This window comes from Bacillus sp. J33 (assembly GCF_000518885.1).
Classification (GTDB): Bacteria; Bacillota; Bacilli; order Bacillales; family Cytobacillaceae; genus Cytobacillus.
On sequence record NZ_JAEL01000009.1, the window covers coordinates 15061 to 31776 of the forward strand.

The window sequence follows — 16716 nt, forward strand, 5'->3', positions numbered from 1 at the left end:
TGCCAATGCGTAAAATGGTTCTTACATTTGCTATAATGATTGTACCCCTTGCTCTATTAGGGAATTCCCAGGCTGCCTTTGGCGGCATAAAACTTAAAGACTATCCTAAATCGTCCAAGCTTAAGGAATCTCTCAATTTAAATTCCCCAAATCAGCTGGGTGAAATATTTATTTTGCCGACAGAGCGATTTGATGAAGCAGAGGCTTCGAATATGATCTCCAGGGTAGACAATTTGCCCCCGTCCCTCCTAACCAAAATTGAGGATGAAGATATCACAGTCAAGCTATTCGTTGGGAAGTTAACTGATAATCCTACAGCCCAGCATCTTGAAGGAGTAATCCCCCGCGGATATACTGGGGATATCACCTGGGATGATGTGCCCGGCATAGGGGGATCTAAGACGGTCCTTGTTAAAATCGGCTATAGTGAAAAGGGAAAAGGACATGGTTCTGTAAACCTTGAACTTCATGAACTGGCCCATTCTGTTGATCGGTTTGTCTACAATGGCATTCGGTTTAATCAAAAATTTCTTGGAGTGTGGAAAGCAGAGAAAGCAAAGCTTTTTCCCGGAAAAGACTATTTTTTAACGTTTCCTGAAGAATATTTCGCTGAAGTATTTGCAATGTACTTTGCAGGAGCAGAGTCTAGGAAAATACTTAGGCAGAACGCTCCGGAAACATATGATTTCATTAAAAATTTAAAATGAAGAATCCTCTGTTTCTTACACAGGGGATTCTTTGTTTTCAGATTTTTAATTCTCTAAGTGTAACGCCTAGTTTTTTTCGTTAAGATTCCGTACAATAAACAGTAAGCATTATAGTAAAGGTTGGGTTAAAATGAAACAGTATTTGGAGCTTTGCAAGCATGTGCTGGAAAATGGAACAAAAAAAGAAGACCGTACAGGTACAGGCACAATAAGTACCTTTGGTTACCAGATGCGATTTGATCTGCAAGAAGGCTTTCCTCTGGTTACAACAAAAAAATTGCATTTAAAATCCATAATCCATGAGCTGCTATGGTTTTTGAACGGTGATACGAATGTAAAGTATCTTCAGGAAAATGGCGTAAGAATATGGAATGAATGGGCGGACGAAGAAGGCAATCTTGGGCCGGTATACGGACATCAGTGGAGATCCTGGACTGGCGCTGATGGAACGACAATTGACCAGATTAGCAGCCTGATTGAACAAATAAAAACAAATCCTGATTCCCGAAGATTAATTGTAAATGCCTGGAATGTAGGTGAAATTGATAAAATGGCTTTGCCGCCTTGCCACTGCATGTTCCAGTTTTATGCTGCAGACGGCAAGCTTTCCTGCCAGCTATACCAGAGATCGGCAGATGTATTCCTTGGGGTGCCATTTAATATAGCTTCCTATGCATTGCTGACGATGATGATTGCCCAGGTTTGTGATTTGGAGCCCGGTGAATTTGTACATACATTCGGTGATGTCCATATCTATCAGAATCACATTGAGCAGGTAAATCTGCAGCTTGGCAGGGACCCAAGACCTCTTCCAAAAATGATAATTAATCCGGAGGTAAAAGATATCTTCGGCTTTAAATTTGATGATTTCAAGCTGGAAGGCTATGAGCCTCATCCTCATATAAAAGGGGCTGTCAGCGTATGATTTCATTAATGTGGGCAATGGATGAGAATCGGGTAATCGGAAAAGACAATAAACTTCCGTGGCATTTGCCTGAAGACTTAAAGTTTTTTAAAAGGACTACTATGGGGCACCCAATTGCAATGGGACGCAAAACGTGGGATTCAATCGGAAGGCCGCTGCCTGGAAGGGAAAACATTGTGATAACCCGTAACGAATCGTTCTCCTGCGAAGGCTGTACTGTTTTAAATTCAGTCGATGAACTGCTGACATACAGCAGAGAAAAAAGGGAAGAAGTCTTCGTCATAGGCGGCGCAGAAATCTTTAAAGCCATTCTCCCTGCAGCTGATCGGCTATATTTAACTATGATCTATGACCAATTTGCTGGGGATACCTTCTTTCCGGAGTTTGATATGGCAGATTGGGAACTCGTTTCAAAGGAAAAAGGCATTAAGGACGAAAAAAACCCATATGATTATGAGTTTTTAATATACAAAAGAAGATAAATTTTAAAGAGGCTGACTCAAAAGGTCGTTAAAAAACGACTCTTTTGAGTCAGTTTTTTGTTTTGAAAGCATTTTCATCTCGTTTTTCGGGTTATATATTCAAAATTAGAAGAGATATCTCCACTAAGCTTTCAGTACTTTAACTTTGTTTTGTCTATGTTCATCCCGCTTTTTCAAGTTGTGGGCAACACAAATAAGACCCCAATATCCGTGGTATTTTTAGATAGGCCTCTTAGAGAAAACCAGTTGAATTTTCGGTTGTGTTTAATTTGTCCAAAGACAGGCTCAACATCTATTTTTCGGCTTCTGTACTTTTTATTGCCTTCTTCAGAGGAAAGGCTTTCTCGAACTTCTTGTTGCTGCTTTTTGATTTTCGATAGAGACCAGAACGGTCTTTGCATCTTTATCTTTAGCACATAGTGTTCGAAACGGACAGCATTGACACTCGGTATAGCGATTAGTTCTTTTAATTGATTCATACCCATTTCTCTGATTTTCTTCTTTTTTTACCTTAGTATTAATGCTGATATTGATTTTTGCACCCTGTTGATTGGAGCGGAAGGGGCGAGACTCCTGCGGGAGAAGCGAGTCAGCGGGAGACCCCGCAGGTGCGAATGCACCGAGGAGGCTCCCGGACCGCCCGCGGAAAGCGAGCCCCTGGAGCGGAAATCAACAGGCCAATTTTATAGAAGCAAAAATAGGGTGCCCTAAAGTATACTTTTGGGACACCCTCTTTTTGCTTGGTTCTGATTATCTTGAGTGCCAGCAGTGGAATTCAGCTGGCAAAGTAAAAACAACAATAAACAATATATATGAGAAAAGAGCCTTAAATATTAGGATTAACCATGTACTCAGTCAGCTTTTGGATCATTCCATGATACTCCTTTGGATCGCAAAATTCCTCTGCAGTGAAATTTGCTTTTACCCACTGTATTAACTCATTGGCACTATTAAAATACTCTCCGCTGGTGTCGCTCTTTCGAATCATATATCTCCCATTATCCTCATCCAAAGTCACTTCCACCGGCAATGCGCTATCCAAACTGCATAAAGAAAACTCCATATTTGCACCCCTTTTTAAAAATGCGTATTGTCAAAACTTCTATAAGAAATAGGTTATAAAATATCTCCATAGAGGGCTTTATAGGCAAAAAAATTGCCACCCCCTAAATTCTTTGGATAATTGAGGTTACCACACACCCAACAACCAAGAATGGAAGTGACAATTTGTACCCTCAAATTATAACCTATTTATTAACTTTTATAAACTATCAAGAACAACTCATTCGAACATTGCTTACTTTATTGATTGGTAAAAGCATGTTCGTTAAACCTACTGAACAGCCCGTAAATAAACCTTATCGAAAACTTCAAGTGGATGACCTTCCGGTCATTGAAGTTCTANGGAAATCAACAGGCCAATTTTATAGAAGTAAAAAGAGGGTGCCCGAAAGTTAGACTTTTGGGACACCCTCCTAATTTTTTACGGCTTTTTTTGATTTAGGTCTTAATAAGTTCTTTTCTTTCCCTCCGCCTGTATCATTCACTCAAATGCAGGAAGTGCGATGCTCCACATTAGTTTTTCAAATGGACTCTTATTCACTTATACATACCCTAATAACAATGTTTTATTATTTTTCTTTTGCAATTTCTTTTCTATTAGGAGCAAGTGGCGGCTGTTCTAACCATTTATTTTGCACCATAATATCGAACCATTTTTTGGTAACCGCAAGATTCTTTAGAATGGTGGTTTCGTAAGTGGCTACAAGATCTGTACGCATAGCTGATGCTAGACCTGTCCCATGATATGCCTGTGCGGCTTGGAACAAGAAACCAATATGATACAACATTAATTTATCGGAAAAAGGAGAGTCCGTTGAAGTTGTCACTTCTGTTTCCCACGACCTAGGAACTGGCAAATTATCCTTGTGCATTATTTTTGCAAGTGCTTGTATTTGTCCATCAGACGTTTTCTCGGAATCCTCTAAAAATTTTCTTACCTCTTTTGTTTGAGCAACTTGACTGAATGCGATAGAAAGAGTTTTAGCCATAATACTCTTTTTAATGTTGATAGAAATACTGATGATTTCTATTGCCGTTAAACGTCTCCCTTTTCCAAAAAATCCATCTGTGAAATCTTGGCTAGAAATAATTTCAGGGTTCTTGGCAGGATAAAATAAAGGATCCCTTTGGAAATGCCCTTTCTCGAGCAACAATTCAATCGTTTGGTGATACATTTTTTTCGCATCGTTATCGCATGAATCGTAAAAATCCCTTAAGTCTTTTCTAACTGAAACACCAAATGCAGTGGTATGTCCGAGCAAACCATGCAAAGTCATTATATGTAGATAATTTAAGCAAAATATGTCAGTGAACAATCTCCCTGAATCTTTATTAAGGTCAGATTCGGTAAATCCAATTGGAACTGGAAACCCTTCGTTTTCCATAAAAGTTACGAGTTGTTTCTTTTGTTTTTCGAAGGTCTTAATAGCATCCTCAAAAATAGCTTTTATTGACTCGTCCTCAATAATAGAAAACATATATCTATTTACTACATCTGTCATTGTTCCGTTTACATACTCTCCCCACAATGTTCCTATTTCGGAAGATGTGAGTTTTAATTTATTCTTATCCACATTATCACCTCTTAGGTATTATTTGATAATTTGGCAGTAAATATAAATTTTTTTACTAAAGGGTCATTTTAGTAAAATATCTGTTGAGACAATTTTGTAGATCATTCGCATTTTTCATTTTTCACTCAATCGGGCGCAATTCAAGAGTAAGAATTGGGCTCTTTCTTTGTAAATAGGGCCAGAATGTTGAGGAACTCACCCTAGAGATAAATGTGGAAATTGGTTTAAGATTTTAGGAATTTAAAGTAAGGTTTCAGATATAAGTGAAATGAAGTAAAGGTTATTTTAAATGTTGAAGAGAAATGATACAGAAATAAAATAAGGGGTATGTGTTTTGTAGTAACCCTAAAGATGCTTGTAATGTCATAACTCTTAAGCACTCTTATTACTGTGTTTATTAAATTCAGAATTTATTGATATTTTAAAATAATTGAAATAAAATGATAAATAGACACTATTATTTAACAAGGGGGAAGATATGAATACACAAATAGAATCAAATCGAAAAAAATCTAAACAATTTAAGTTTACTATGCCGGATACTTATGTACTCCTGTTTATTATCGTAATTCTTGCTGTGGGTGCTACATACATGATACCGGCGGGAGAATTTGAACGCGAAACAGTCAATAACATGACTGTAGTAGTTTCTGACTCTTATCATACAGTTGAAAGCAATCCCGCCAGTCTATTTGACATCGTTCTTTCATTTCAGAAAGGAATGGTTCAATCCGGAAGCATTATTTTTTTGATTTTGTTTATGGGGGGACTTATTGAGGTAATCGAATCGACCGGTTCTATTAAAGCCGGAGTTATGAAGGCCATTGACAAGACGAAAGGAAACGAATTTATTCTTATTGCGACGATCTCGGTGATCTTTGCTTTCGCGGGAGCAGCCAGTATTGTGGCAAATTCCGTGATCGCCTTTGTATCGATTGGGGTAATTATTGCAAGAGCCATGCGTCTAGACCCGATTATTGCTGTAGCGATTACGTTTGGTGCGACATTTGCAGGGTTCAACGTAGGTTTTGTTAATCCTTATACGGTTGGCATTGCACACAATATTGCCGAGCTGCCAATGTTTTCGGGACTTGTGTTTCGTCTTGTGGTGTTTTCTGTTATCGTCTCCGCAACTGTTTGGTACACGTGGCGTTATGCTAAAAAAGTTTTGAAAGATCCGAGTCAAAGTATGGTTTCAAATTCATACGGCGGGGATGAGGAAAAAATTGAGAACCACATTGAATTCACCACAAAACATAAGGCAGTATTAGGTTTTGTGGTGCTTGCATTTATGTTTATGGTTTATGCTACGGTACAGTTTAGCTGGTCAATTGATCAAATGGCTGCCTTTATTTTGGTGATTGCTATTGGTGCAGGATTCATTGGGAGAATTCATTATAATCAATTTATTGCACATTTTATGAAGGGGGCTGAAAAGTTAGTTTATGGTGCTCTCGTAGTTGGTGCCGCACGGGCTATTTTAGTGATTATGGAAGACGGAAAAATTCTGGATACCATTGTCAATAGCCTATCTGGCTTATTAACTGATCTTCCGCCAGTGATTGCTGCGATTGCGATGTTTGTTTCGAACGGCGTGATTAACTTTTTTATTCCTTCTGGAAGCGGTCAGGCTGTTGTTGTTATGCCGATCATGACACCGTTAGCCGATATGGTTGGCATTACGAGACAAGTGGCTGTACAGGCCTATCAATTCGGAGATGGATTTACCAACAGTATTTTGCCGACCTCAGGCCCCTTGATGGCCAGTCTCGCTGTGGCAGGCGTTCCCTATATGAAATGGGTAAGGTGGATGATGCCGTTGTTTCTTATTTGGGGAGTGATTGCCATAGCTGCACTTGCCGTCGGTGTTCTTATTAATTGGGGACCGTATTAGAATACCACTTTAATAACGAAACAAAATAAAGACGTTTAGCTGCTTACACACTTTGTTTGGAATTCCAAATTGTTCGCAATAAAAGAGATATTTTATTAAAGACTAATGCAATAACTTACGTTACAAGGAAAAATATCTAATCTTTTTTTAAAAATGTTCTTCAAGAAACGGGGCGCAATCCTGGAACAAGGATCAGCGCTTCTTTTCATTTAAGGGCCATATAATGGAGCAATAATCCTAAATAAAATTGGATAAGGAGTTTATAAAGATTTGTAATTAAATTACTCTTTCACTCAAAGAAATGAAACTTAGTATATTGCAAATCGTATATTAAAGTGATTTAGAGAGTTACGATTACGATATAAGGGGGCATTGAAACTGTTACCGATTATTTTATCTATACTACTAATAATCAGTCTAATTTTTTCTATATCTGTTCTGATTAATAAAAGAAAAAAGGCTGGAATAACAGGGGTAAAAAGTGCTTTAACTTCAATTTGTTTTTTTCTTATTGCCATAACAAACCTTTTTGCTTATTGGTTTAATTTTATGGGACTAATTAATTGGTTTATTACGGTTGTTTTGTTGAGTTTAGGTGCTTATTTTACAAAATATATGCCAATGCCTGAAAGGTGATTTTTAAGAAGCAGTACAGTAACTGATTATTGTGGATTAAGAGCCTGTGCTAATTTTGAAATAATATTATTAGGCTAAAAAGCATGAAAGTTTAACAAGGCTTTATATTAGATAGGGATATATATTGGCAGATTTTTCTAGTTATTACTAACCGTCACATTAACCTGCTCAAAGGGGGAAATAAGGAATTGAATCCAAACATGATTAAGTTTCGAAGGCTTATAGTAGAAGATTTGCCACTTATGTATAACTGGATTAGAAATGACCGCTTTGTTAACCGGTTTTGGGCTAACAACAAAAAAGAACCTTATGAAAAGGTAACCAAAGAGTTTTCTGATTATATCAAGAGGGTTGAACCAACTGATCCATATCTAATTCTTTATGATGTTACTCCTATTGGTTATATACAAACATTTAAATGGAGTGATTATCCAGTATTTGAAAAGTACGTTAATCTAACTAATTCAGCCAGTTTAGACCTATTTATAGGAGAAGAGGAGTATAGAAATAAAGGACTTAGTACTAAAATTCTGTCCCTTTTTCTAAGTCAGTTTGTTTTTTCCGATGAAAGTGTAGACAGGTGTATGATTAATCCAGAGGTTAACAATAGTAAAGCTATACGGGCCTATGAAAAAGTCGGGTTTCATATTATTAAAATGGTCACAGATATCCCGGAAGAACCTGGACCTGTTTTTTTCATGAGTTTAGATCGTCATGAGTTCCAAGGATAAATATCATTAAAAGAAAGAGTCGGAAACCAAGTGATTCTTAATTGGTTCTTATTGAACTTTGTGCTTTTCTGTATTATCTGGTACAGCTATTGTAGAACGATCTTCCGTGATGCGATTGGGCGCTATCCTGGAAGGATGAGCGCTTATTTTTCATTTAAGGGCCATAATGTTGAGGAAGAGAAATGAACACCTTATTTTGTTATTCTGGTTGTTTAGTGGTAAATTTTCCTGTACACTTTTTAGCAGAGATGTAAATGGAAGGGGAAATCAACTCAACATGTGGACATCCTTGTAATGATTATCTAAATGAATAGAATATTAGCCTTAACGGGTGAAGTATGTCTATTTTTAAATCATTAACAAGGGTCGCTTGGTGTGTTAATACCTGACAACACTAGTGGTGGATACCTTTGTATCTGCTTTTTTGTGTTTCAAGGAAATTTTACATCTCTTTTATTCACCTCTTAGCACCCCAAAAATAGGAGGATTACTAATGACTGGTCTAAAAGGGAAAGTTGCAATAATTACAGGTGCAAGTCGTTCAAAAGGAATAGGGGCAGCTATTTGCCGCTCACTTGCGAACGCTGGAGCAGATATATTTTTTACACATTGGTCTCTATTTGATGAGACTAATGGTAATGGTTTAGATAAAGATTTTCCAAATATCTTATGTAAAGAGTTAAGAAATATAGGAGTAAATGCTGCTCATATGGAGGTTGACCTGAGTTTAAGAGAATCACCAAGTCTTATTATGGATAGGGTAGAAGAAACGTTAGGTACACCTAGTATATTAGTTAACAATGCTACTTTTGAATCGCCTGCAAATTTTCGAACATTGAATACAGAGATTCTGGACCAGCATTACAAAGTGAACAACAGTGGGACACTCATGCTGTCTGTGGAATTTGCTAGAAGGTATGAACAGTCATTTCCCGAAAGAAAAGATGGCCGAATCATTAATATGATATCTAAAGGTCCAGATCCAAACAATTTAGCCTATATAGCAACTAAGGGGATGGTGATTGCAATCACTGAACCTTTATCAGTTGCATTAGCGCCCATCGGTATTACAGTAAATTCAGTTGATCCTGGACCTACAGATTCAGGCTGGATGAATGAGGAAATGAGAAATCATTTACTTCCACTATTTCCTGCAGGACGTTTAGGAGTACCTGAAGATGCAGCACGGTTCATAACTTTCTTAGCCAGCGAGGATTCTGGCTGGATTACAGGACAAACGATAAAATCAGACGGTGGATTTTTAGGTAAATAGAAGAAAAGGAACATGCTTTTCATTAAAAGGGCGCAATTCTGCAGTAAAGAATTGCGCTCAATCTTTATGTAAAGGGACAGATTGTTGAATAACTCAAAGTAAGAAAAGGTAACCTCCCAATCATAGGAAAGATTGGGAGGTAGGTCCGTTATTAACCGAATATTAATTTTTTACAGCATGGATGTAATGAATCGTTTCGAATGCAGACAAATAGTCTGTACGATTACGAAAGAATTGATTATGAATAGTAATAGGTGATAAATGTTCATAAATAAGTAAACCTGAGTTTTCTAACATTTTCTCCATTTCATCATAAGTAAAACATGATTTCATTGGCTCACCACTGGCTGAAGCCATTTGAACCATATGTTGAACTCGATTAGACATTCCTTTTTCTTCAAAAAGTTTGTCGTCTGCATAATCAAAAACGATAGAACTTCCTGATGGAATTTTGGCGAATAATTTATTAATCAAGTTGGCATTTTCCTCTTTTGTTAAATAATAAGAAACACCTAAAAGACTAAAGAACGTTTTTTTGTTAGGCATAAAACCTTTTTCAACAAGATTTTGAACAGTAAATTCTTTGGTGAAATCCATTGAAACAAAATGAAGATTATCCGGAATTTGATAATTTGCATTTGCTAACCTCATCTTTTTAAAGTCTTGTGTGCCTGGATAATCAACTTCAAATATTTCTAAGCTGCCGTTTAATTCCGGGTGCCGGAAACAAAAGGTATCTAATCCAGCTCCTAGAATGACATACTGTTTAACACCTAACAGCAATTCATGAAATAAGACGTTTTCGCAATAGGCAGCACGTGCTAAAGGAGTTGGAGAAAGTTGGACTTGTGTAATCCATTTTAACATTTCATCTGGATGATCTTGAAACTTCTGTGCAATCTCATGATTAAAGAATTGAATTCCTTTGATCATGTTCTCACGAATATTTGCAAATTCTTTTTGTGTTATTAAATCTTTTGCAATACAATCATCAAAAATTTTGGGTGTGTCATATTTACTATGGTATGCTCGACCAAAGGCTGAGATTAAGGAAGTTAAACTTGATTCATTTTTCTCCATACATTACCTCTCCCATATAAAAAAAATAAGATTCCCCTGGCCAGGAGAACCTTATTATACACTCAAACAATTTAACTGTAAATTATAGCATAAATTAATTTTTTTGTCAATAAAAAACGCGTTGTATTATGATGTAAATTCCATTTTAAGTACAATCTAACAAAAATGTAATATTAATCCGAATAATGTTATTTGATTCAATGGCAGGTCATCTAATTCTCTTTTACTATGTTCTAAAAAGAGATTGGATGGTGTTAGGTTTGGATATTTCAGAAGTTAATCTATCATTGTTTAGGTTGGTGAATGACTTAGGAAAAGATCATCCCTTTTTGAATCCCGCATTTAGTTTTATTGCAGAATATATGGTTTTTTTACTTGCGCTCAGTGTTCTTTTTATTTGGTTTACAAGAGATACGGATAATAGGATGATGATTCTTTGTGCATCGATCGCTTTCATTTGTGCCTTTACGATAGGAAAGCTTTCAGGGGTATTTCACTCAAATTATCAGCCTTTTGTTGAATTGCCAGACGTTAATAAACTGATACATAAAGAAAAAGACAATTCTTTTCCAAGTGACCATACAATATTATTCTTCACATATTGTATTTCATTCTGGCTCTTTAAGAGAGGCTGGTCAATTTTATGTATATTGTTAGCTGTTCTGGTGGGGGTCTCCCGTATATGGGTTGGGGTCCATTACCCTTTTGATGTTTTAGCAGGAATAGTAATAAGCCTAGCTGCTGCAACTTTTATATATTTAACCATCCCTAAACTAAGTGTTGCTCAAACCATCTTAAAAATTTATGAAAAATGTGAAAACATGCTTCTTCTTCGGTTCAAAAGAACAAAGGGAAACAAGTCAAAAAATTATTAGATTTATTCAGCAATCGGATGGTTATGTTCAAGATTAGCTGCCGAATCAGGCGGCTTTTCTTATTCGACTCCCTCAGTTAAATATGCTTTCTCCTGAACGCAAACGGTCAGGTTAGCTGAAGTAGACTTGTTGAACAGTTTTCTCGAACTACGCATTGTACTCCAAATCGTTATTATCCTTAGTTGCTTTTAAATCACGTTTTTATACTATTGTATAAAATTTCCATATATCCCACATATTTTTTAAAAGTATTGTTCATTATAAAAAAAACGGAAGAAAGAGGGAAATCATGTTAACAACTATAATTCGAATAGGATCCATACTATCTTGGGGAACTGTTTTCTTTATCCCCCGAAACTCAGTAAAGAGATACATTCCGGTTACGATTTCGGCTGCACTTGTAGTAGTTACTGCGGCCTTTATTGGTACAAATTATGGCTTTTGGGACATAAAAGGCAATTCCAAAAAAAGAATGTGGAACCTGTTATCCCTTGGGTTAGGCTATTTTACAATAGCAAACTTATGGATTTTCCATTTAACCTTTGGTAAATTTCGGTTATATTTTTTAATCAACTTGATAAACAATTTTGTATATGCTTATGGAATAATACCTATTTTAGAAAAAATGAATTTTTTGAATTATGCTAAATTCAGACGAACATATCATATTATTGTAACAATGACACACTCTTTATTCCTATATGGATATCAATTGTTTTTTGATAAACAGGACTCAAGAAATTTACAATGGTTTAATAAATAAGTGCTCAAATAGAATGCAATTAGACTAGGAATGCTTTAGTGAAAGGGGATTTGATTGATTTTTAGATTGAAAAGATTTTTTAATTATTCCTTTAAAGGGAGCGATTGTTAAATATCCAAAATAATCAAAAGCTGAAAATATGCTGGTTTTTATTCATTTCTTGCCTATTTTCGGCTTGTTTCTATAAAAAAACATACTGCCAAAAAACAGTATGTTTTTACTACCAAATACACCGAATACGACACAAGATAAATTGTGTTGTATTCGGTGTAAAAAGCATTTAAATAAAGCTATCTAGCCTAACACAATTGGTAGAAAAATAGTCTTATTTTGATGCAACACAATTTATAAGTAGATTTCGGAAGGTTAGAATTGATTTATTTTCCATTTTTTTCTTAAACTGCGCTACATCATATAGTTGCTGGTTCTACGCCTTTCACTGCAGTCTGAGAACTCGGAGTCCGAGTTCTTTTACATTAAAAATCAAAATTATCTGGGTCTGGCCCTACACGAAGATTTTGATTTAATCCATCGATAATTTCCATTTCCACTTTCGTCAATTCAAAATCAAACACATTCGCATTTTCAACAATTCGATGCTCTTTTGTTGATTTTGGAATTGTAACAACCCCGTTTTGCAAGTCCCAACGCAAAATAATTTGGGCGACAGATTTATTGTGCTTATTCGCAATTTCCTGTAAAACTTCGTTGCCCAGCAACTGACCTTGCATTAATGGAGACCATGCTTCAAGCTGAATACCGTTATCTTGACAAAATGCTTGCAGCTCTTTTTGAGTTAATCGCGGATGGTATTCTACTTGATTGACCATCGGCTTAATTTCAGCATCCTTTATTAAGTCCTCCAAATGATGAATTTGAAAATTACTTACACCAATTGCTTTTACTCGGCCTTCTTTATAAAGAGTTTCTAACGCTCGCCAAGCATCCTTATATTTTCCTTCAACCGGCCAATGAATCAAATATAAATCTAAATACTCTAAGCCAAGTTTCTTTAAGCTCGTTTCATAAGCAGCAATCGTTGATTCATATCCTAAATCCGCGTTCCAAACCTTTGAAGTGACAAATAGCTCTTCCCTTGAAATACCTGCTTCTTTTAAGCCTTCTTCGATCGCTTTGCCAACACCTTCTTCATTCTCATAAATCGCTGCTGTATCCACACTGCGGTATCCATGTTTAATAGCTGTTTTTACTGCGTTTACTAATTCAGGACCCTCTTCGACTTTAAAAACTCCAATTCCAAACCAAGGCATTTTCACACCATTATGCAAAGTTGTTGTATCTTGTAAATTTTTAACCATCATTTTTAATACCTCCAAAATTTTATTATGCTGCTTTACTTACTTGATCTTTTCGTTCCAAAGCTCTGCTAAATCCAGTTAAGACTGCAGCCACTAAAACCATAAGTGCTCCAATCCAGGACGTATGGATAAGTCCTATCGAGTCTGTAATAAGACCGCCTAAATAGGAGCCTATTGCAATCCCGGCATTAAATGCAGCAATATTTATTGCCGATGCCACATCAACCGCACTAGGAACAAAACGCTCTGCCAGCATCACAACATATACTTGTAAGCCCGGCACATTCATAAATGCTAACAGCCCCATCAAAAGAATCGTTATTAATCCAGCTATTTTAAATGGTGCTGTAAACATCAAAATAAATAAGACGGCTGCCTGAACCATAAACATATAAAACAATGCACGAACTGGATTTTGATTCGATAGCTTTCCACCAATCATATTCCCAATCGCAATCGCAATTCCATAAGCTAATAAAATGACAGTCACAGTTCCTTCTTTAAACCCAGTGATGTCTTGAAGCAATGGTGATAAGAAGGTAAACACGACAAAAGTTCCGCCATATCCTAATGCTGTAATAATGAATAAAAGCAATAACCGGCCATTTGTCACAAGCTTAAGCTGATCACGAAAGGCTGTTTTTCCTCCTTTTCGTAAATTAGATGGGACAAGAATGCTATTTGCAATTAAGGCAATGACGCCAATGATAACAATGGCAATAAAGGCTGTTCTCCAACCTAGCTGCTGTCCAATAAAGGTTCCAAATGGAACACCTGTTACCGTAGCTACTGTAAGACCTGTAAACATAATGGAAATCGCACTAGCTCTTCGATTTTCCGGAACTAAATCGGCAGCTATTGTCGATCCTATTGACATAAAGACCCCATGTGAAAATGCTGAGATTACACGTGCTGCAAGCAATAACCCGATTGTCGTAGAGATAGCAGCAAGAGTATTGCCAATAATAAAGACAAGCATAATCCAAAGTAATAATGTCTTACGTGACATTCTCGATGTCAAAGATGTCAAAACAGGAGCTCCAAATGTTACCCCTAAGGCATATAAAGAAACCGTTAACCCTGCAGTGGTCACCGGAATACTTAAATCATTTGCAATAAGCGGCAGCAATCCGACACTGATAAATTCAGTTGTTCCGATTGCAAAAGCACTTACTGCTAAGGCAAGCAATGCTAACATGCTTTGCTTTTTACTTAAATCCATGTTTTCTCCTCCTTTTTTCTGTTATATAAATGGAAACTTTCATTTCAGCGAATAATAAACTTTGAAAGAAAGTATGGTATCCATCAGCCGGCAAATGTTATTATGAGATATATCATTCATAATGAAAAGTACGCACTTTAAAGTTATATAGAAACCTAAAAGTACTATAGGCACTTTTTAGTTCCTATGGGAAGGAGGAGGACAAAGATGCAAAAAAAGAAATACAATATCTCTGTTGAAGCGACATTAGAAGTCATAGGCGGAAAGTGGAAATGTGTGATTCTTTGCCATCTGACTCACGGAAAAAAACGAACAAGCGAATTAAAGCGCCTCATGCCGAATATCACACAAAAAATGCTTACTCAACAGCTGCGCGAGCTTGAAGAGGATGGGGTCATCAATCGAATCGTGCACAATCAAGTTCCACCAAAAGTAGAATACGAACTCAGTGAATATGGACGAAGCTTAGAAGGTATCCTAGATTCATTATGTGCATGGGGTGAAAAACATTTAACGAAAGTATATGGAGATAAATTTTCTGTTTTAGAAGATAGTGTGTTGAATGAACAGCTTAAGTGAGGGGATTCGGAGTTTGGGTCTTCTGGGGATTATTTAGTTTGATTAGTGACTCTTTTCATCTATTTTTCATTTGAGGTAACGAATAGGTCTGATTTGTTACATCGTTTCTTCCAACTCAGCTAGATCGGACACGATTAGATCCGATTCGTTACTCTTCTTCTTTCGACTAAACATAGAACGGACACAAATAACCGGACATTAATTGTAAGACAGGTAAAGTGAAACTTCCATCATTGGGGGGGTTCATTCATCCACCAATGATGGTTAGTCGCGTTCTACTGTCGCTAAGATCTCCGCTAATGCCAGATGTCTCTATATTACTATCTATCACCATATAAATAAAAAATAAGCCTGTTAGCACTAACAGGCTTATTTTTGCTATACGCTTTCTGCTTTAACTGCTTTGCTTGATTTTGGCTTGTATAATTTCTTCCCTAATATGGACTGAAAAATTAAGAAAGTTCCTCCGACTGCCCAGTATAGTGGGAGTGCTGCCGGAGCGTTTAGAGAGAACATTACGATCATAAGCGGTGACAAGAGCCCCATAATTTTCATTTGAGACTGGTTTTGAGTAGGCATATTTGACATCGATACTTTAAATTGTACATAGTAAACGATCCCAGCAATTGCCGTAATCCAAATATCCGGCTGTCCTAGGCTGAACCAGAGGAACGAGTGCGTCGCAATTTCTTCCGAGCCCCTGATTGCATAGTAAAACCCCATCAAGATCGGCATTTGAATAAGCATTGGAAGACATCCGATAGAAAGTGGATTCACTCCGTGTTTTTTATACAATCCAAACATTTCCTGCTGTAGCTTTTGTTGTTCTTTCTGGTCCTTGGCAGCCTTTATCTTTTTCTGGATAGCATCCATTTCAGGCTTTAATAAGTCCATCTTTTCCTTCATATGCTGTTGATTTTTATACTGTGTCAACATCAATGGCAACAAAATGAGTCGAATAATCAGTGTAATCAATATGATTGACAATCCAAAGCTGCCATTAAATAAATTAGCGATACTATGAATGGCTGATGCAAATGGATGAACAAGCACATTTTGAAAAAAAACATCCCCAATTGAATTTTGTGCAGAACATGCAGAAAGTACAAAGGCAGTTATCATAACTACAATAAAAACAAAAAGGTTTTTATTCCGTTTCATCTTTCTTCCTCCAGTCATTTTTTTAAAAATGCTTTTTAAGAGAAAGAATGGAAACCTTCAGAATCGTCACCCGAACTTTCTTTTCTGCGAATAGATTTTGCAATCCAACCTAATATAGAGTTAGACCTCCACTCATAAAGCTGCAGAATAGAAGGTGTTGATAAAGTTAAATTTACCTTTGAAGACGAAGCACATGCTGCTTCGATAAAATCATATTCAATATGCCAAGTCCAAATATATTTAATCGTTAAGCTTAAAAGAAAGCTAGCATAGAATGCATATATAGTAGAAATATTTGTAAAATCCAAAATAACCTCGTACAAATTTTCACCCCTAAAAGAGCTGCTAAGAGAAGTATAATAAAAGATTAAGTGCAAGGCAATAGAATGGATATCTGAGAAGGGCTGCTGAATTAACAAAGGATCCAGGAATG

The 16716-nt window shown here is 36.5% G+C and carries 18 protein-coding genes and 1 pseudogene; 11 read left to right on the forward strand and 8 right to left on the reverse strand.

The window, feature by feature from the left end:
- The first annotated feature begins 5 nt into the window (after positions 1 to 5).
- The 3 genes from L634_RS0104070 to L634_RS0104080 all read left to right on the forward strand — a co-directional run bounded on the left by L634_RS0104070 (position 6) and on the right by L634_RS0104080 (position 2114).
- Complete coding sequence (locus L634_RS0104070; protein WP_026581336.1) at positions 6 to 707, forward strand: anthrax toxin lethal factor-related metalloendopeptidase; 702 nt, start codon at positions 6 to 8, stop codon at positions 705 to 707.
- A 130-nt stretch (positions 708 to 837) separates the two neighbouring features.
- Positions 838 to 1632, forward strand: a complete 795-nt coding sequence (locus L634_RS0104075) for a thymidylate synthase (RefSeq protein ID WP_026581337.1) — start codon at positions 838 to 840, stop codon at positions 1630 to 1632.
- Positions 1629 to 2114: a dihydrofolate reductase gene (locus tag L634_RS0104080; RefSeq protein ID WP_026581338.1), complete on the forward strand. Its 486-nt coding sequence runs from the start codon at positions 1629 to 1631 to the stop codon at positions 2112 to 2114. The genes L634_RS0104075 and L634_RS0104080 overlap by 4 nt, the downstream gene beginning before the upstream one ends.
- A 173-nt stretch (positions 2115 to 2287) precedes the next feature.
- Here the strand turns inward: L634_RS0104080 and L634_RS0104085 are convergent, their stop codons facing one another.
- Together L634_RS0104085 and L634_RS0104090 are read right to left on the reverse strand one after the other, a co-directional pair.
- A complete protein-coding gene (locus L634_RS0104085; RefSeq protein ID WP_442852684.1) occupies positions 2288 to 2593 on the reverse strand; it encodes a transposase in 306 nt (101 codons plus the stop codon).
- A gap of 347 nt (positions 2594 to 2940) precedes the next feature.
- Positions 2941 to 3177, reverse strand: coding sequence for a hypothetical protein (locus tag L634_RS0104090; protein ID WP_026581340.1), 237 nt, complete (start codon positions 3175 to 3177; stop codon positions 2941 to 2943).
- A 164-nt stretch (positions 3178 to 3341) separates the two neighbouring features.
- Between L634_RS0104090 and L634_RS34855 the strand changes: the two are divergent.
- A pseudogene (locus L634_RS34855) lies at positions 3342 to 3524 on the forward strand (DDE-type integrase/transposase/recombinase); the annotation flags it as partial.
- Positions 3525 to 3745: 221 nt separating this feature from the next.
- Here the strand turns inward: L634_RS34855 and L634_RS0104100 are convergent.
- Complete coding sequence (locus tag L634_RS0104100; RefSeq protein ID WP_026581341.1) at positions 3746 to 4750, reverse strand: DUF3231 family protein; 1005 nt, start codon at positions 4748 to 4750, stop codon at positions 3746 to 3748.
- 478 nt (positions 4751 to 5228) lie between these two features.
- Between L634_RS0104100 and L634_RS0104105 the strand changes: the two genes are divergently transcribed.
- The 4 genes from L634_RS0104105 (at position 5229) to L634_RS0104120 (ending at position 9284) form a co-directional block, all read left to right on the forward strand.
- Positions 5229 to 6644: a YfcC family protein gene (locus L634_RS0104105; protein ID WP_026581342.1), complete on the forward strand. Its 1416-nt coding sequence runs from the start codon at positions 5229 to 5231 to the stop codon at positions 6642 to 6644.
- 378 nt (positions 6645 to 7022) lie between these two features.
- Positions 7023 to 7280, forward strand: coding sequence for a hypothetical protein (locus tag L634_RS34160; protein WP_026581343.1), 258 nt, complete (start codon positions 7023 to 7025; stop codon positions 7278 to 7280).
- Between the two features lie 188 nt (positions 7281 to 7468).
- Positions 7469 to 8011 carry a GNAT family N-acetyltransferase gene (locus L634_RS0104115; protein WP_026581344.1) on the forward strand — a complete coding sequence of 181 codons (543 nt, stop codon included), beginning with the start codon at positions 7469 to 7471 and terminating at the stop codon, positions 8009 to 8011.
- A 493-nt stretch (positions 8012 to 8504) separates the two neighbouring features.
- Positions 8505 to 9284, forward strand: coding sequence for an SDR family oxidoreductase (locus tag L634_RS0104120; protein ID WP_026581345.1), 780 nt, complete (start codon positions 8505 to 8507; stop codon positions 9282 to 9284).
- Between the two features lie 162 nt (positions 9285 to 9446).
- Here the strand turns inward: L634_RS0104120 and L634_RS0104125 are convergent, their stop codons facing one another.
- Positions 9447 to 10364 carry a class I SAM-dependent methyltransferase gene (locus tag L634_RS0104125; RefSeq protein ID WP_026581346.1) on the reverse strand — a complete coding sequence of 306 codons (918 nt, stop codon included), beginning with the start codon at positions 10362 to 10364 and terminating at the stop codon, positions 9447 to 9449.
- A gap of 248 nt (positions 10365 to 10612) precedes the next feature.
- On the opposite strand from L634_RS0104125, the gene L634_RS0104130 reads away from it, so the two are divergent.
- Together L634_RS0104130 and L634_RS0104135 are read left to right on the forward strand one after the other, a co-directional pair.
- Positions 10613 to 11239: an undecaprenyl-diphosphatase gene (locus tag L634_RS0104130; RefSeq protein ID WP_084028821.1), complete on the forward strand. Its 627-nt coding sequence runs from the start codon at positions 10613 to 10615 to the stop codon at positions 11237 to 11239.
- A gap of 289 nt (positions 11240 to 11528) precedes the next feature.
- Entirely contained in the window at positions 11529 to 12002 is a 474-nt protein-coding gene (locus L634_RS0104135; protein ID WP_026581348.1) for a hypothetical protein, read from the forward strand.
- A 476-nt stretch (positions 12003 to 12478) separates the two neighbouring features.
- On the opposite strand, the gene L634_RS0104140 is transcribed toward L634_RS0104135, so the two are convergent.
- Both L634_RS0104140 and L634_RS0104145 read right to left on the reverse strand, forming a co-directional pair.
- On the reverse strand, positions 12479 to 13321 hold the full coding sequence (locus L634_RS0104140; protein WP_026581349.1) for an aldo/keto reductase: 843 nt from the start codon (positions 13319 to 13321) through the stop codon (positions 12479 to 12481).
- Positions 13322 to 13346: 25 nt separating this feature from the next.
- Positions 13347 to 14543, reverse strand: a complete 1197-nt coding sequence (locus tag L634_RS0104145; protein ID WP_026581350.1) for an MFS transporter — start codon at positions 14541 to 14543, stop codon at positions 13347 to 13349.
- Positions 14544 to 14750: 207 nt separating this feature from the next.
- On the opposite strand from L634_RS0104145, the gene L634_RS0104150 reads away from it, so the two are divergent.
- The gene (locus L634_RS0104150) at positions 14751 to 15122 is read left to right on the forward strand and encodes a winged helix-turn-helix transcriptional regulator (protein WP_026581351.1); all 372 of its coding nucleotides are present in this window, start codon (positions 14751 to 14753) and stop codon (positions 15120 to 15122) included.
- Between the two features lie 378 nt (positions 15123 to 15500).
- On the opposite strand, the gene yidC is transcribed toward L634_RS0104150, so the two are convergent.
- Both yidC and L634_RS0104160 read right to left on the reverse strand, forming a co-directional pair.
- Positions 15501 to 16283, reverse strand: a complete 783-nt coding sequence (gene yidC / locus L634_RS0104155; protein WP_026581352.1) for a membrane protein insertase YidC — start codon at positions 16281 to 16283, stop codon at positions 15501 to 15503.
- A 35-nt stretch (positions 16284 to 16318) separates the two neighbouring features.
- Positions 16319 to 16606, reverse strand: coding sequence for a hypothetical protein (locus tag L634_RS0104160; RefSeq protein ID WP_026581353.1), 288 nt, complete (start codon positions 16604 to 16606; stop codon positions 16319 to 16321).
- Positions 16607 to 16716: the final 110 nt, after the last annotated feature.